At 73.7% G+C, this 14924-nt stretch carries 13 protein-coding genes; 3 read left to right on the top strand and 10 right to left on the bottom strand.

The annotated features are described in order from the left end of the window. Positions 1-16: 16 nt before the first annotated feature. The 5 genes from ADL05_RS27965 to ddaH form a co-directional block, all read right to left on the bottom strand. Positions 17-1084, bottom strand: a complete 1068-nt coding sequence (locus ADL05_RS27965) for an iron chelate uptake ABC transporter family permease subunit (protein WP_053620011.1) — start codon at positions 1082-1084, stop codon at positions 17-19. After that, a complete protein-coding gene (locus ADL05_RS27960; RefSeq protein ID WP_082376948.1) occupies positions 1081-2142 on the bottom strand; it encodes an iron ABC transporter permease in 1062 nt (353 codons plus the stop codon). The genes ADL05_RS27965 and ADL05_RS27960 overlap by 4 nt, the downstream gene beginning before the upstream one ends. Next, positions 2135-3922, bottom strand: a complete 1788-nt coding sequence (locus ADL05_RS27955) for a siderophore-interacting protein (protein WP_053620010.1) — start codon at positions 3920-3922, stop codon at positions 2135-2137. The genes ADL05_RS27960 and ADL05_RS27955 overlap by 8 nt, the downstream gene beginning before the upstream one ends. 567 nt (positions 3923-4489) lie before the next feature. Beyond that, positions 4490-5140, bottom strand: a complete 651-nt coding sequence (locus ADL05_RS27950) for a TetR/AcrR family transcriptional regulator (protein WP_197285959.1) — start codon at positions 5138-5140, stop codon at positions 4490-4492. Between the two features lie 206 nt (positions 5141-5346). Then, positions 5347-6177, bottom strand: coding sequence for a dimethylargininase (gene ddaH, locus ADL05_RS27945; RefSeq protein ID WP_053620008.1), 831 nt, complete (start codon positions 6175-6177; stop codon positions 5347-5349). 286 nt (positions 6178-6463) lie between these two features. Between ddaH and ADL05_RS27940 the strand changes: the two genes are divergently transcribed. Further along, the gene (locus tag ADL05_RS27940) at positions 6464-7558 is read left to right on the top strand and encodes a Zn-dependent alcohol dehydrogenase (protein WP_053620007.1); all 1095 of its coding nucleotides are present in this window, start codon (positions 6464-6466) and stop codon (positions 7556-7558) included. A 4-nt stretch (positions 7559-7562) separates the two neighbouring features. Here ADL05_RS27940 and ADL05_RS27935 read toward each other — a convergent pair whose 3' ends face one another. Continuing rightward, entirely contained in the window at positions 7563-8384 is an 822-nt protein-coding gene (locus ADL05_RS27935) for a hypothetical protein (protein WP_053620006.1), read from the bottom strand. Positions 8385-8616: 232 nt separating this feature from the next. On the opposite strand from ADL05_RS27935, the gene ADL05_RS27930 reads away from it, so the two are divergent. Next, positions 8617-10275, top strand: a complete 1659-nt coding sequence (locus ADL05_RS27930; protein ID WP_053620005.1) for an FAD-binding dehydrogenase — start codon at positions 8617-8619, stop codon at positions 10273-10275. A gap of 180 nt (positions 10276-10455) precedes the next feature. Here ADL05_RS27930 and ADL05_RS27925 read toward each other — a convergent pair whose 3' ends face one another. Next, entirely contained in the window at positions 10456-11184 is a 729-nt protein-coding gene (locus tag ADL05_RS27925) for a DUF2267 domain-containing protein (RefSeq protein ID WP_053620004.1), read from the bottom strand. Positions 11185-11353: 169 nt separating this feature from the next. Further along, a complete protein-coding gene (locus tag ADL05_RS27920; protein WP_053620003.1) occupies positions 11354-12892 on the bottom strand; it encodes a CYTH and CHAD domain-containing protein in 1539 nt (512 codons plus the stop codon). Positions 12893-13111: 219 nt separating this feature from the next. Here ADL05_RS27920 and ADL05_RS27915 point away from each other — a divergent pair, with 219 nt between their 5' ends. Further along, a complete protein-coding gene (locus tag ADL05_RS27915; RefSeq protein WP_053620002.1) occupies positions 13112-13720 on the top strand; it encodes a Uma2 family endonuclease in 609 nt (202 codons plus the stop codon). A 48-nt stretch (positions 13721-13768) separates the two neighbouring features. Here the strand turns inward: ADL05_RS27915 and ADL05_RS27910 are convergent, their stop codons facing one another. Together ADL05_RS27910 and ADL05_RS27905 are read right to left on the bottom strand one after the other, a co-directional pair. Next, the gene (locus tag ADL05_RS27910; protein ID WP_053620001.1) at positions 13769-13990 is read right to left on the bottom strand and encodes a hypothetical protein; all 222 of its coding nucleotides are present in this window, start codon (positions 13988-13990) and stop codon (positions 13769-13771) included. A 14-nt stretch (positions 13991-14004) separates the two neighbouring features. Beyond that, positions 14005-14913, bottom strand: coding sequence for an SPFH domain-containing protein (locus tag ADL05_RS27905; protein ID WP_053620000.1), 909 nt, complete (start codon positions 14911-14913; stop codon positions 14005-14007). Positions 14914-14924 lie beyond the last annotated feature (11 nt).

The following is a 14924-nucleotide window of genomic DNA, read 5'->3' as shown; positions in this document are numbered from 1 at the left end:
CGGCCGTCGGAGGTACTCACAGGGTCCCCTTACGGTTCTCGTGGATGAGCAGGGTGACGAGGTACACGCCGCCGACGGCGACCGTGGCGACGCCGACGGGGAACGAGTGCTCGGGCACGGCGTGCTGGGCCGCGAGGTCGGCGCTCGCGAGCATGAGGGCTCCGGCGCAGGCCGCCGGGCCGAGCGAGACACCGGTCGATCCGGCGAGCCGCCGTCCGATGTGCGGGGCGGCGAGCGCGACGAACGCGATCGGACCGGCCGCGGCCGTCACCACGGCCACCAGGACCACACCCGCCACGACCGCGCCCAGGCGCGTGTGCGACGGGCTCGCTCCGAGGGAGGCGGAGACGTCCTCGCCGAGGTCGAGCAGGCCCAGGCGTCGGCCGAGGGCCGCGCCGGTGGCCAGGAGCGCGACCAGTCCGGCGACCATGGCCGTGCCCGTGTACTCGAAGCTCGTGGCGTTGAGCGACCCGACGCCCCACAGCGCCGCGACCTGCGCGAGATCGAGGTCGGCGGTCAGCACGAACCAGGTCTCCAGGCTCGCGAGCATGGCGCTCAGGCCGATGCCCACGATGACCAGGCGGAATCCCGCCACGCCGCCGCCGCGCGAGAGCAGCAGCACGATCGCCGCGACAGCGAGGCCGCCCATGAGCGCGCCACCGGCCACGAGCAGGTAGCCCGAACCGACGAAGGCCACCACGGCGACGCCCCCGGCCGAGGAGCCCGCCGTGAAGCCGATGATGTCGGGGCTTCCCAACGGGTTGCGGGTGACGCACTGGAAGAGCGCCCCGGCCACGCCGAGCATCGCCCCGAACACCACGGCGGCCAGCGCGCGCGGCAGGCGCCACTCGACGACGAACAGTTCCGCCGAGCCCGGCGCGTCCCCGAACAGCGCCAGGGCGACCTCGGCGGGCGTGTAGACGACGGCGCCGAGCATGAGGGAGGCGAAGACCACGGCCCCGGTCGCCGCGACGAGTCCCGCGCAGACCAGGACCGCGCGCACGCCGACCCGCCCCGACGCGGGGACGGGGCCGGTCGCCCGCAGCACCACGGAGCCCTGTTCGGCCCTGAGTCGGACGCTCACTGCGTGTGCACCTTCCGGTCGGTGATCAGCCAGATGAGCACGGGTGCGCCCACGAAGGCCGTGACGACGCCGACCGGCATCTCGCGCAGCGGGATGAGCACGCGCGCCACGGTGTCGGCGACGAGCAGGACCACGGGGGCGACGAGCATCGACATCGGGATGATCCGGGTGTGGTCGTTGCCGACGAGCAGTCGGCACACGTGCGGTGCCATGAGGCCGAGGAAGCCGATCGGACCGGCCACGGCCGTGGCGGCGCCGACGAGCAGGGCGACCGCGCCGATGGTGAGCACGCGTGTGCGCGCGGTGTCGACACCGAGGGAGGCGGCGAGGTCCTGCCCGAGAGAGAGGGCGTTGAGCGGCCGCAGCAGGAGCAGCGCGACGACCAGGCCGAGGACCAGGTAGGGCGCCACGCCCGCCAGGTCGGTGAGCGAGCGTCCCGCGACCGATCCCGCCACCCACGCGCGGTACCGCTCGAACGTGCTGGGATCGAAGAGCCGGATGCCCGTCGCGACGCCGCCGAGGACGGCGGTGAGCGCCACGCCCGCCAGGGTCATCCGCACGGGCGTGGCCGGTCCGCGTCCCGTCGAGGCGAGGAGTAGGACGGCGATCGTGGCCGTGCACGCCCCCGCCAGGGCGGGCCAGACGAGGGTGCCGACCGTGGCCGAGGCCCCCGTCGAGATGGCCAGGGCCACGCCGAGCGAGGCCCCCGCGTTGACGCCCAGGATGCCGGGGTCGGCCAGGGGGTTGCGGGTGTAGGCCTGGATCAGGGCGCCCGCGGCGCCCAGGGCCGCGCCCACGGCGATCGCGACGAGCGTGCGCGGCAGGCGGTACTCCAGCACCAGGACCCGCACCTCGCGCTCCCCGTCGCCGAAGAGGGCGGCGAGCACGCGCGGCGGCGCGGTGCCCTCCGTACCGACGAACAGGCTCACCAGGGCGGCCAGGGCCAGGGCGGTCAGCAGGCCCAGCAGGATCAGCGGCGTCCGCGCGCGGCTCGGGGCCCCGGCCGCCTCCGTGACGGCGGCGCGGTCGTCCCGCGCCGGGACGGTGGTCTCAGCCATGCGCCACGGTCACGGTTCCGTACGGGCCGAAACCCCACCCCAGCAGGGTGGTCTCGGTCCTGGACGCCCCGGCGGCGCGCAGGAGTTCCCCGATCCGGGCGCTGGTGCGCAGGACCGAGCCGGTGACCGCCAGGCTCGTCAGGGCGTGCTCGGCGGCGTGGTCGTCGGTGGCGGCCTTGTCGGAGGTGCGCTCGGCCAGCACCAGGGCGGGGCCCGCGGAGAGCGCGGCCCGCAGCAGTGCGAGCGCCTCCTGGTCGCCGCGGCCCTCCAGGGCGCCGACGAGGACGGCGCAGTCGTGGGGCGCCCACGCGGCGTCGGCCGGGCCGGGCAGGTGGACGGTGCGCCCGCGCGCGACGCGGGAGGCCACGAAGGGCGCCGCGTCGCCGACGACGGCCAGGGTGCGCGCGGAGGCGACCGGCGCCAGGCGGGTGAGGGGTTCGAGGACGAACTGGAGCTGGTCCGCGGCACGGTCCTGGTGGACGGAGTCCAGGGCCGGGTCGGCCGCCCGGCGCCCCCGCCAGGAGGGGTCGCCCAGGCGCGGGGAGGTGCGGCCCGAGCGCAGTACGTCGACGAGGTCGACCAGGGCGAGCGCCTCGCGGTTGGCCGGGTTGTCGAGGGAGAGCTCCTCGATCGCGGAGTCCTCCATGAGGACGCCGCCGCGGGCGGTGTTGCGGTAGCGGTCGCCGTCGCGCTCGACCAGGCCCAGCGCGGCCATCGCGTCGAGCAGGACCGCCAGGCGCGCGGGTTCCACGCCGGTCTCGCGACCGAGTTCGGCCAGGGTGGAGACACCGTAGGCGATGAGGGGGCCGATGCCGAGCGTGACGGCGGCGCGCGTGACGATCGGCGGCGCCAGCTCGGTCAGCTCGTGCACCTCCTCCAGCAGTTCCCGGGGCGACTTCTCGTCGTCGGCCGCCACGGGTTCGAGGCGCTCCGCGTCGTCGCGCGGTGCGGCGTCGCTCGCCCCGTCGGTCTTCGGGCGGCGCCAGTAGCCGACGACCTCGACGTCCTCCTTCGGGAGCCCGAGGTCGGTGCGCAGGTAGCGGCGGATGGGGGCGATGGTCATGGCCTCGCCGCCGACCCAGGCGTAGACGCGCACGTCCGGTACCGCCACCCGCCGCACGGCGTCGAAGAGCCCGGTGCCGGTGCCCGCGGGTGCGTCGCCGCGCACGAGCCACTCGATCCGGACGTCGGCCGCGGTCGGGACGTCCTGGCGGTCGGCCTCGGTGGGGACCTCGACGATCACGTGGCCCCGGGTGCCCTCGGGCGCCTCCTCCAGCCAGCGGCCGATCGCGGGCAGGGCGGTCTCGTCACCGGCGAGCAGGTGCCACTCGGCCTCGTCGTTGCGCAGCGCGCACGACTTGGGGCCCGCGAAGTGGATCTCGTCGCCCGGCCGCGCGCGAAACGCCCACGCCGCGGCCAGGCCGTGGTCGTGGCGGACGACGTCGATGTCGAAGGTGTTGGCCTCGGGGTCCCACGAGCGCACCGTGTAGTCGCGGGTCTGGGAGACGACCTCGGGGTTCCAGGCGAACCGCTTCTCCTCCTGGGTCCCGATCCGCGGCAGCGCGCCCTCCTGGGACGGGACGACGAGCTTGACGTGGTCGTCGAACCCGTCGGACCGGAACGGGGGGCGCTCGAAGCCCTCGCCCATCGTCCCCGCCGCCAGGTCCTCCCCCGTGAGCGTGAGCCGGCGCATGTTGGGCGTGACGTCGACCACCCTGGTCACTTCGGCACGGCGCAGCACGATGGGGTGGACCCGCAAGGGGCGGGAGGTACGGGGCATGGAAACTCCTGAGGGCAGCCTTACCAAAGCAAGGGGAGGCTAACCTAAAGCCCATAGCTGGTCAAACCACCCGCGAAGGCAGGAAACGACCACTCCACGTCAGCAAACGGGCACCGAAGGAACGCGAGCGAGGCGGGGGGCGCCGGGCGCCACGGACCCACGCGGCACCGGACAGAGGCGCCGCACGCGGCAGGAACGCAGGCGAGGCAGAGAGCGCCGGTCACCGGGCCACGAAAGGCGGGCGGAAGGTGAGATCGCCACGGGCGGCAGGCTCTCGCGAAGCGCGAGCGGACCGTGGACGAGACGGAGTGCCGGGCGCCGCGGTCGGCGGACGCGCACGAGTGCGCGGGGCGCAACGGGCGACGGAAGCGCATGAGTGCGGGTGCCGTGGACGGGCCGACCGGTGGTCCCCGGCGAACCGGATCGTCCTGGGCGCGGGTCACCGGGTGGGCGCGCCGGAGTCCTCACGGCGCCGTTCCGGCGGGCGTGCGCGTGTGACGGGTCGTCAGGTCGGACGAGTCGTCCCCGTGCCGGACGGCACGGGGACAGCGGGGACCCTCGTCTTCCTCACAGTGCGGCGCCGGCCCGGTTCTCGCCCAGGTGGGAGCGGGCGAGCTCGGTGACGTGCCCGGCCATGGCGTCGGGCGACTCCTCGGGGTGCTCCACGAGCCAGTCGGCGAAGGCGTCGGCGGTACTGACGGCGATGCGCGCCATCAGCTGGGCGTCCTTGGCGTCAGGGCAGCGGCGGTCGTGGGGGGCCGTCGCGCCGGGCGCGCCTCGGGTGCAGGTGGTGACGAGGTCGACGATCTCGGCCATCACGCGCTCGCGCACGCGGGTGGCCTCGGCCGCGAAGGGCTCGCCCTGGACGGCGGCGCGGCGGTACAGGACCGTCCAGCTCTCGCGGTTCTCGGTGACGTAGGTGAAGAAGGCCTGGATCCCACGGCGCAGGGGGTCGTCCCCGGCGTCGGCCGGGGGCTCGTGGACGGCCCTGCGGATGGCCTGGATGAGCCGTTCGGCCTCCCGGCGCACACAGGCGGTGAACAGACCTTCCTTGGAGCCGAGGTAGTGGTAGACGGTGGGCTTGGACGTACCGGCCGCCTCCGCGATCTCCTCCACGCGTACCGTGTGGTAGTCGCCCTTGGAGAAAGCGGTGACGGCGGCGTCGATCATCTGCTGTTCCCGGACCCGACGCGGTAGTCGGCGCTGTTTGGTCTTCACATCTCCAAACCCTAGGGGCCGGGGCGTTTTTGACCAGGGGCCATCGTCCCGAGGTCCGGCGGCCCCCGACGGCCCGAGAGCGGTCCCACGCGCGTGACCAGTAGCTATCAGTAAGTCCAGCCTGACCCAGAGTGGTATTTCCCACATCCGGCCACGTTTAGTGACCGGGATGCGCACATGGGTGCGTTTTCGCCGCCCCCGACTTGTCAGTCGCGTGCGTCGCGGATCTCCAGGGTGCAGCACTTGGCGCCGCCACCGGCCTTGCGCAGCTCGTCCAGCTCCACCGGGTGCACGCGGTAGCCCAGGCCGCGCAGCCGCTCGGCCAGGGCCACGGCCTCGGCCGCGATGACGACGTCGGTCCCGTCGCAGACCGCGTTGAGCCCCAGGACGGCCGCGTCCTCCTCCGTGGCCAGCAGGGCGTCGGGGAACAGCGACGCCAGGACGCGCCTGCTGCCGTCGGAGAAGGCGCCCGGGTAGTAGGCGACCTGGTCGCCGGAGAGCGCGAACAGGGCGGTGTCCAGGTGGTAGAAGCGCGGGTCGACCAGTTGCAGGGTGATGACGGGGCGGCCGAGGAAGCGCTCGGCCTCCTGGTGGGCGGCGGCCTCGGTCCGAAAGCCCGTGGCCGCGAGGACGACCTCGTCCAGGGTGATGAAGTCGCCCTCGCCCTCGTTGACGTGCTTGGGCTCGCGGGTCTCGGTGAACCCGGCCTGGCGGAACCAGTCCAGGTAGGCGGGCCCCTCGGGGGTGCGCTCGGCACTGGCGAAGCGGGCGCCGTAGACCCGGCCGTCGACGACCAGGGCGCCGTTGGCGGCGAAGACCATGTCGGGCAGGCCGTCGATCGGGGTGATCTCGCTGACCCGGTGGCCCAGCGACCGGTACAGGTCGCGCAGGCCCTCCCACTGCCGGATCGCCCGCGCGCGGTCCACACCTGCCGCCGGGTCCATCCAGGGATTGATCGCGTACTCGACGGCGAAGTAGGTGGGCGGGCACATCAGGTAGTGCCGCCGGGTCCGTACCGCATCCCCGGATCGAGCCATGGAACCTCCCAGACGCGCGCCGGGCGGCCGTGCCCCCGGCGGTGAGCAGGTGTGGACGGCGTCACACCGTCCGCACGGACGCGACGAAGATACCCGCGGGACAGGGCGGCCACGATGGCGATTTCCCCAAAGTCCCCGCCAGGAGTTCGGCGATTTCGTCAAAACGCCGCTCCCGTCTCCCCCGTCAGGGGAGCACGATGGCAGGAGCCCAGCACGCCCCACCCGAAAGATGTACCAACCGGTCGGTATTGCTAGGGTCACGGCAGTCCGCGATTGGAGCGCCCCCATGAGTACGACCGTCAAGGCCGCCGTCTTCCACGAGATCGACGCGCCCCCGGAGATCCGCGACGTGGTCCTTCCCGACCCCGGCCCCGGCCAGGTGCGGGTCCGCATCGCCGCCGCCGGCGTCTGCCACTCCGACCTGTCCCTGTCCAACGGCACCCTGGCACAGAAGATGCCCGCCGTCCTGGGACACGAGGGCACCGGGACCGTCGAGGCCGTCGGCGAGGGCGTGACCAGTGTGATGCCGGGCCAGCAGGTGATCCTCAACTGGGCGCCGCCGTGCCGCGAGTGCTGGTTCTGCCGCCAGGACGAGCCCCACCTGTGCGAGCACGCCCTGGACGGCATGCTGACGCCCTACGCGGCGCTCACCGACGGCACCCCCGTCTACCCGGGGCTGGGCACCGGCGCCTTCGCCGAGGCCACGGTCGTGCCCGCGCACGCCGTCGTCCCCCTGCCCGACGGCATCGACCCGTCGGTCGCGGCCGTGCTGGGCTGCGCGGTCATCACCGGCTGGGGAGCGGTCAACAACTCCGCGCGGGTGCGCCCGGGCCAGTCCGCCGTGGTGATGGGCCTGGGCGGCGTGGGCCTGTCGCTGCTGCAGGCGGCCCGCCTGGCCGGGGCCGACCCCCTCATCGCGGTGGACGTCTCCCCCGCCAAGGAGGACCTGGCCCGGTCGCTGGGCGCCACCGACTTCCTGGTGGCCGACACGACACTGACCAAGCAGGTGCGCGGGCTGACCGAGGGCCGGGGCGCCGACCACGTCTTCGAGGTCGTCGGGTCGGCCAAGGTCGTGCGCGCGGCGTGGAAGGCGACCCGGCGCGGGGGCACCGTCACCGTCGTCGGACTCGGCAGGGTCGACGACGAGGTGAGCTTCAACGCCCTGGAGCTGTTCCACCAGGCACGCACGCTGCGCGGATGCGTGTTCGGGTCCAGCGACCCGGCCCGCGACATCCCCGTGCTGGCCGAGCAGGTGCGCTCGGGCGATCTGAAGCTGTCCGCGATGATCACCGACGAGATCTCCCTGGAAGGGGTGCCCGAGGCCTTCGAGCGCATGCGCCGGGGCCAGGGCGGCCGGTCGCTGGTCCGCTTCGGCGCCTGAGGGCTCAGACTTCCTTGGCCGAGCCGTCGGTCTCCGGCTTCGTTGGAACCGACGGCGGCCGGTCACGGCTCAGGTGCATGATGCCCAGGATGTTCACGGCGGTGAACAGCCCCCAGAAGAGCAGCGGGAACAGCAGGGATCCCGCGATCACGAACAGGTAGGCGCCAGTGGTCAGGGCCGTGAACAGCGCCATGGTGAGCGCGCTGCGCCAGCCCCCGTGGGACAGGGCCCAACCGGAGAGTAGGGCGACGCCCAGGACCACGTCCCCAGGGTGGAGCCCGAACCGGACCAGGAGCAGCGGGACGAGCACCGCGTGGACGACGGCGAACGTGCCCAGCGCGCCCACGCTGGACGCCGTCACCATCCAGGCCCGCTCACCCGCGTTCCGCGGCAGGAGCGCGGCCGTTCCGGGCGGCAGCCTCGGCGGTTCGGCCTCGCCCCGCGCGATCTTGGCACGCTGGCGCGCCCCGGCCCGGATCTGGACGGCGACGCCCACGATCAGGAGCGGCCACCCCCAGTAGGCGAGAAGGGCGACCATCGTCGCGGCCGGGTTGTCGCCGAACCAGTAGACGGTCGGCGCGGCCAGCCCGACGTCGGCCACGCTCACGACGGTGGCGGTGCCGACGAAGGCCATGGCCGCCAGCACCTCGCCCAGGCTCGCCCAGCACGTGAACCGGTAGACGCGGGACGCCGGGGTCCCCGGCCGCGTGGACGGCGACTTCAGGCGCCGCAGGACCAACGGCAGGACGAGGAGGTAGGCGATCACGCCCAGGCCGATCGCGGTGGCCACGGGACCGGCCTCGAAGGTCGGGGGATGGAAGTACACGGGGGATTCCTTTGACGGGTGCCCGGCCCGCGCGGCACGGTCTGCTCCGGGTCCGGAGCACCGTGTGCGGGCCACGGCCGGACCATGGTGCCATCGACCCCGGGTCTTGTCACCCGGTGACAAAGGATATGGCGCGGAACACACACCGGCCTTGTCCGGAGGGGGCTCCGGGGCCAGAGTCGTCATCATCGCGCACGCTGTGCCCCGCGCGGCACGACGAAGGGACGGGTCCATGAGCATCGAGCAGGCCGACGCGATCGTCGTCGGAGCCGGACTGGCCGGACTGGCCGCCACGGCGGAACTGGCCGAGGCGGGCAAGCGGGTCCTGCTGCTGGACCAGGAACCCGAGCACTCCCTGGGCGGCCAGGCGCACTGGTCGTTCGGCGGCCTGATGTTCGTGGACACGCCCGAGCAGCGCCGGATGGGGGTCAGGGACTCGGCGGAACTGGCCCTGCAGGACTGGATGGGCACCGCCGCCTTCGACCGCCCCGAGGACGCCTGGCCGCGCAAGTGGGCGGAGGCCTACGTCGACTTCGCCGCCGGGGAGAAGCGCGCCTGGCTGCACGCGATGGGCATGCGGTGGTTCCCCATCGTCATGTGGGCCGAGCGCGGCGGCTACCTGGCGGGCGGGCACGGCAACTCGGTGCCCCGATTCCACATCACGTGGGGCACCGGTCCGGGCGTCGTGGCGCCGTTCGAGCGGCGGGTGCGCGCCGCGGTCGAGCGGGGGCTGGTCCAGCTGCGCTTCCGGCACCGGGTCGACGACCTCGTGGTCAGCGACGGAACGGTCACCGGGGTGCGGGGCACCGTGCTGGCGCCCAGCGGCACCGAGCGCGGCCAGGCCAGCAACCGGGACTCGGTCGGCGAGTTCGAGATGGGCGCGCAGGCCGTCGTGGTCACCTCCGGCGGGATCGGCGCCAACCACGACCTGGTGCGCCGGAACTGGCCCGCGCGGCTCGGGACGCCGCCCAAGCACATGCTCTCCGGCGTCCCCGAGCACGTCGACGGCCGGATGCTGGGCATCACCGAGAAGGCCGGCGGCCAGGTCATCAACCCCGACCGCATGTGGCACTACACCGAGGGCATCCAGAACTGGAACCCCATCTGGGCACGGCACGGCATCCGCATCCTGCCCGGCCCCTCGTCGCTGTGGCTGGACGCGACCGGCAAGCGGCTGCCCGCGCCCTATCTGCCCGGGTTCGACACCCTAGGCACCCTGGACCACATCATGCACACCGGGCACGAGTACACGTGGTTCGTGCTCTCCCAGAAGATCATCGAGAAGGAGTTCGGGCTCTCGGGCTCGGAGCAGAACCCGGACCTGACCGGCAAGGACCTCAAGCTGGTGCTCAAGCGGGTGCTGCCGGGGGCGCCCGGGCCGGTGGAGGCCTTCAAGGAGCACGGGGCGGACTTCGTGGTCGCCGACCGGCTGCCCGCGCTCATCGACAAGATGAAGGCCGTGGCGGGCGACGGCGTGCTCGACGCCGACACCGTCACCCGCGAGGTGGTGGCCCGCGACCGCGAACTGGTCAACCCCTTCTCCAAGGACGTGCAGGTCATGAGCATCCACGCGGCCCGCAGGTACCGGGGCGACCGGCTCGCGCGGGTGGCGTCGCCGCACCAGATCCTGGACCCCGCGGCGGGCCCGCTGATCGCCGTGCGCCTGCACATCCTCACCCGCAAGACCCTGGGCGGCCTGCACACCGACCTCGACGCCCGGGTGCTGCGCGCCGACGGCACCCCGCTGCCGGGGGTGTACGCCGCGGGTGAAGTCGCCGGGTTCGGCGGCGGAGGCGTGCACGGCTACCGCGCCCTGGAGGGCACGTTCCTGGGCGGCTGCCTGTTCTCGGGCCGCACCGCGGGCCGGGCCGCGGCCGCCGCACTGGGGTAGGCGCCGGGGCCCGGGCCCGGGCCGAAGTGCCCCGGTCCCGAGGTCGGTCCCGAGGTCGGTGTCGCGGTCGCGGAGTCAGAGCCGGAACCGCGGGGCTACAGTCGCCACACCGGGCTCCTGGTGCCAGAGCCACAGGGCCCCGGCCCGGGACCGCTCGGCCGCACTCCACAAGCCCTTCGGTCACGGTCCCGGACGGCCGCCCGAGCCGACCTCGGCCACCGCCTGCTCGATGCGTTCGGCCAGTTCGATGTCGCGCGTGGTCACCGCCCTGATCGAGGCCGTCCGCACGGTGAAGGCGACACCGTCGTCGGTGACCTCGTGGTACGCCCCGTGGTTCATGTCCCGGCCGATCCGCTCGACCGCGTCCACGAGCGGGCGCACCCGGTCGGACGGCAGCCGGACGGTCCTGGTCAGCCCGTGGGTGTCGCCCTCCCAGTCGGGCAGCCTGCCCAGGGCGGCGCGCAGGGTCTCCTCGTCGAGTCGGCTCGGCGCATCCGACTCACCCGTGTCGGACCGGCCGGCCGCGCCCACGGGATCGGTGACCCAGGCCGCGAGTTCCTCCGGCAGCGACGCGGCCAGCCCCTCACGCAGGTCCGGACTGGACTCGGCGATCTCCGAGAGGACGACACCGGCCAGGTACAGGCCCCGCTCCGGTCGGCGGCCGAGTTCGCGCGCCACGCGCCGGGCGACGTCTCCGGAGTCGGTCAGTCCCGTCTCGGCCGCCCCCTCCTGCTCCGCGGGTCCCTGGAGCGCCGGGGGCAGGGCCGCGTGCAGCCTCTCCCGGGTGTCGGGCGCGACCCGTGGAGCCACGACGGAGACGACGGCGCCGATCGCGCGCCGGGCCTCCTCCGCGTCGCCGACTCCCTCGTGCGCGCCGACGTGGTCGACCAATGACTGGTAGGCGATCATGTCGTACCTCCTCCTGACTCCCGGGGTGCGGCGAGAGCGACGGGGCCGAGCGGCCTCGGGTTCCCCGCGGGCCACGGCCCGCGGGAGCGGCCCCGCGGCCGTGTCACAGGCGAACGCCCTCGCTCCACCGGCCCCGCCGGGCTCCCGCTCACCGGCCTCACCGGCGCGCCTACCCAGGACGCCGCCCGGTATGCGCGGCCAGGGGGTCGCGCGGATCGGGGCCCTTCGCCCACACCCGCGCCGCCTCCTCGATGAGCGCCGTTCCCCGGACGGCCTCCGCCCCGGCCAGGGCGCCGAGGCTCACCAGGGCCGCGTCCCGGTCCTCGTCCGCCGCGACCAGGGTGTGCGCGTGCTCCTCCAGGTAGGCGCGCAGCGCCACGCCGTCCTGGTGTTCGCCCAGGACCTCCTGCAGACGGCTCGCCCACGAGCGCACGCGCTTGGCCGGGCGGCCCAGGGCGGGGGCGGCCAGGGTGGCCGCGTAGCGGGTGCGTTTGGCGGCCTTGCGGACCTCGTGCCAGGCGGTGACGCGTGTGTCGGCGTCCCGGGCGGCCGTCGCGTGGTCATGGGCGTCGGCCATCCGGAGGCAGGACCGCGCGAGGTCCTCGGCCAGGACCGTGCGCGCCTGCCCACCGGCCCTCTCGGCCAGCGGCGGGTCGGTGCGCAGACCGTCCAGGGCGTCGAGGAGAGCGAGGTAGCGCGCACCCGCCAGCTCCTCGTCGATGCGGCGCCGCTCGACCGCGCGGTGGTCGTCGACCGCCCGGAGCCAGGCCCCGGTGAGCCGGTGTCCGGCGGTGCGTTGCGGAAGCTCGGTGAGCCAGGACTCGCAGCGCTCGCGCAGCACCTCCAGGTCGCGGGCGAGGCCGAGCACGCCCGACAGGCGGCGCAGCTCGTCGGCGACCGGCCGGGTGGCGTCCCGGCGCAGGGCCCCGGGGAAGACCTGGAGCACGGCGCGGACGCGGCGGGTGGCCACGCGCATCTGGTGGACGGCGTCGGGTTCGTCCAGGCGGACCGGGGGGTCGTGGACGAGCAGGTGCTCGACCTGGTCCCAGAGGTAGGTCCGCACGACGTCGCCCGCGGTGCCGCCCGAGGACCGGGGCGCGGGGCGGAGCACGGGCCGGGGGACGCGGTCGCCGAGCACGGTCAGCAGTTTGCTCCCGGTGGCGGAGGGGACCGCGCCCGCCGCGGCCAGGCGCTCGCCGACGCGTTCCTGGAGCGCGCGGTCCCCGTCGGCGAGTTCCACCTCGACCTCCCGCCAGGTGGTGGAGTCGGCGCCGGTGGCCTCGCCGGTGACCGTGTCGTCGGCGACCAGGACGAGCGGTGTCCCGTCGGCGTCACGCAGCGCGTACTCGGTGCGCCGGGTGGCGATCCGCGCGACCGGACGGAGCTCCGCGCCGCGGGCGGTGGCGCGGACGAGGCCGGCCAGCTCGTCGGGAGCGGTGTCGGTGTCGGTTCCCAGGGGGGCGTGGAACTCGCGTTTGGCGCCCTCGCCCCACGGGATCTTGAGGTGCCAGCCGGCGTCGGTACCGCCGGTGCGGCGGCGCAGGGTGACGCCTCGCGCGGCCAGGCCCAGGTCCGCGGTGTCGACGTAGGTGGCGTCCAGCTCGTGCGAGCGCCGCTCGATGCCGCCGGGCGCCAGATCGGACAGGTCGGGCAGGACGGCGTCGGTGTCGACGCTGAACGTGGTCTCGAACTCGATGTGGCCGGGCACCGGCGCTCACCTCCGGCGGGACGTCTCGGCACCGGAGGGGATTCCGGCGCGGGCGCGGCCCCGCCCTTCAGGCCTACCCGCGCCAGGGCCGAGGAAAAGGTCACCCGCTGGAGATGAAGGGGACCGTCTCATATTCACGAATATCCGGGTTCCCTCCCCGGACCACGGAGAGTGACGAAAGACCGGCCACCATGCGAGCAAGGAGGCATCACGAGTCTTATGACAACCGGCAAGACGGATACGGAAGCGGATCGCCCACTGACCGTGGACGACCTCAGGCGGATGCCGGACGACGGACGGCGCTACGAGCTGGTCGACGGACGGCTTGACGTGTCGCCCGCACCGGTCTTCCTGCACAGCCGCGTAGAGTCCCGGCTGACGTACCATCTCAACGCGCTCGCCCCGGAAGAGTTCGAGGTCGTGGCCACCCCGGGCATCAACGTCAACGGTAACCGCTCCCACCACCGTGTTCCGGACCTGGCCGTGCTCCGCGCCGCCGACGAGGAGAGCCCCTATCTGACCAAGCCGCCGCTCCTGGCGGTCGAGGTGGTCCCTCCCGAGAGCGCCATCCGCGACCACCACACCAAGCGGCGCGAGTACGAGGAGTTCGGCGTCCGCTCGTACTGGATCATCAATCCAGACCGCGCTCTGCCGAGCATCACCGAACTCTGCCTGGAGAACGGCGTGTACCGGGAAGTCGCCACCGTCTCCGGCGAGACGATCTTCAAGACCGACCTGCCCTTCCCGCTGAGCGTCGTTCCGCACTGGCTGGTCGGCGCGGGCGACTGGCGCAGGCACATCGGCGGGTCCGACGAGGCCACCGCGTAGCAGCGCCCGCCGGTGCCGGGCGACCTCGCACAAGGTCGCCCGGCACCGTCAGGCACCGTTCTCGTCCGTCTCCGGGGCCTGCTTGCGCGGCCGCCCCCGTCGCGGCATCCCCCCGGCGTCCTTCGGCATCCGTCCGGCCTCGTCCAGCGCGCGGCGCAGAAGGAACTCGATCTGGGCGTTGGTGCTGCGCAGCTCCTGCCCCGCCCAGCGCGCGAGCGCGTCGTGGACGGCGGGATCGAGCCGCAGCAGCACCTTCTTGCGATCGGACATGCCACCCCCGAGAGCTACTGGTACAGGGTCCCGGCGTTGACGACGGGGCTGGCGGGGCGGTCGGAGCACAGGACCACGAGCAGGTTGCTCACCATGGCGGCCTTGCGCTCCTCGTCCAGTTCCACGACCTCCTCCTCGGACAGGCGGGCCAGCGCGCGGTCGACCATGCCCACCGCGCCCTCCACGATCTGCTGCCGCGCGGCGATCATCGCTCCGGCCTGCTGGCGCTGGAGCATCGCGTGGGCGATCTCGGGCGCGTAGGCCAGGTGGGTGAAGCGGCACTCGACGATGGCCACACCCGCCGCCTCGACGCGGTCGGCGACCTCCTTGGCGAGCTTCTCCGTGATGACGTCGGCGCTGTCGCGCAGGGACAGCTCCGTGTCCTCGCCGTGGGCGTCGTAGGGGTACTCGCCCGCGATGCGCCGGACGGCGGCCTCGGTCTGGATGGACACGAACTCCACGAAGTCGTCGACCTCGAAGCTCGCCCGGGCGGTGTCCTGGACCTGCCAGACCACGACCGCGGCGATCTCGATGGGGCTGCCTGAGGCGTCGTTGACCTTCATGACGGAGGTCTCGTGGTTGCGGATGCGCGTGGAGACCGAGTTGCGCACGGTGAAGGGGTTGACCCAGCGCAGGCCGTCGGTGCGGATGGTGCCGACGTAGCGGCCGAAGAACTGCACGACCTGGGCCTGGTTGGGCGCGACCATCGTCAGGCCCAGGGCCGGTACCGCGCCGACGAGGGCGAGCACGACGCCCACGGCGACGAGGAGGACCGGGGCTCCCAGGGTCGGCAGGAGGGCCAGGACGACGCCGCCCAGGGTCAGCACCGCACAGGCCGCGGCCACCGGAATCCCGTCGTAGCCGAAGGCCGCGCGCTCCCGATACCGCGGAGCTGGGGTGATGGTCGCTGCGGGTTCGCTCATCGGTTCTACCG

The organism is Nocardiopsis sp. NRRL B-16309 (assembly GCF_001279585.1).
In the GTDB taxonomy this organism is placed as follows: Bacteria; Actinomycetota; Actinomycetes; order Streptosporangiales; family Streptosporangiaceae; genus Nocardiopsis.
The sequence above is the reverse complement of the archived record's forward strand: the minus strand, read 5'-3'. Positions and strand labels throughout refer to the sequence as shown.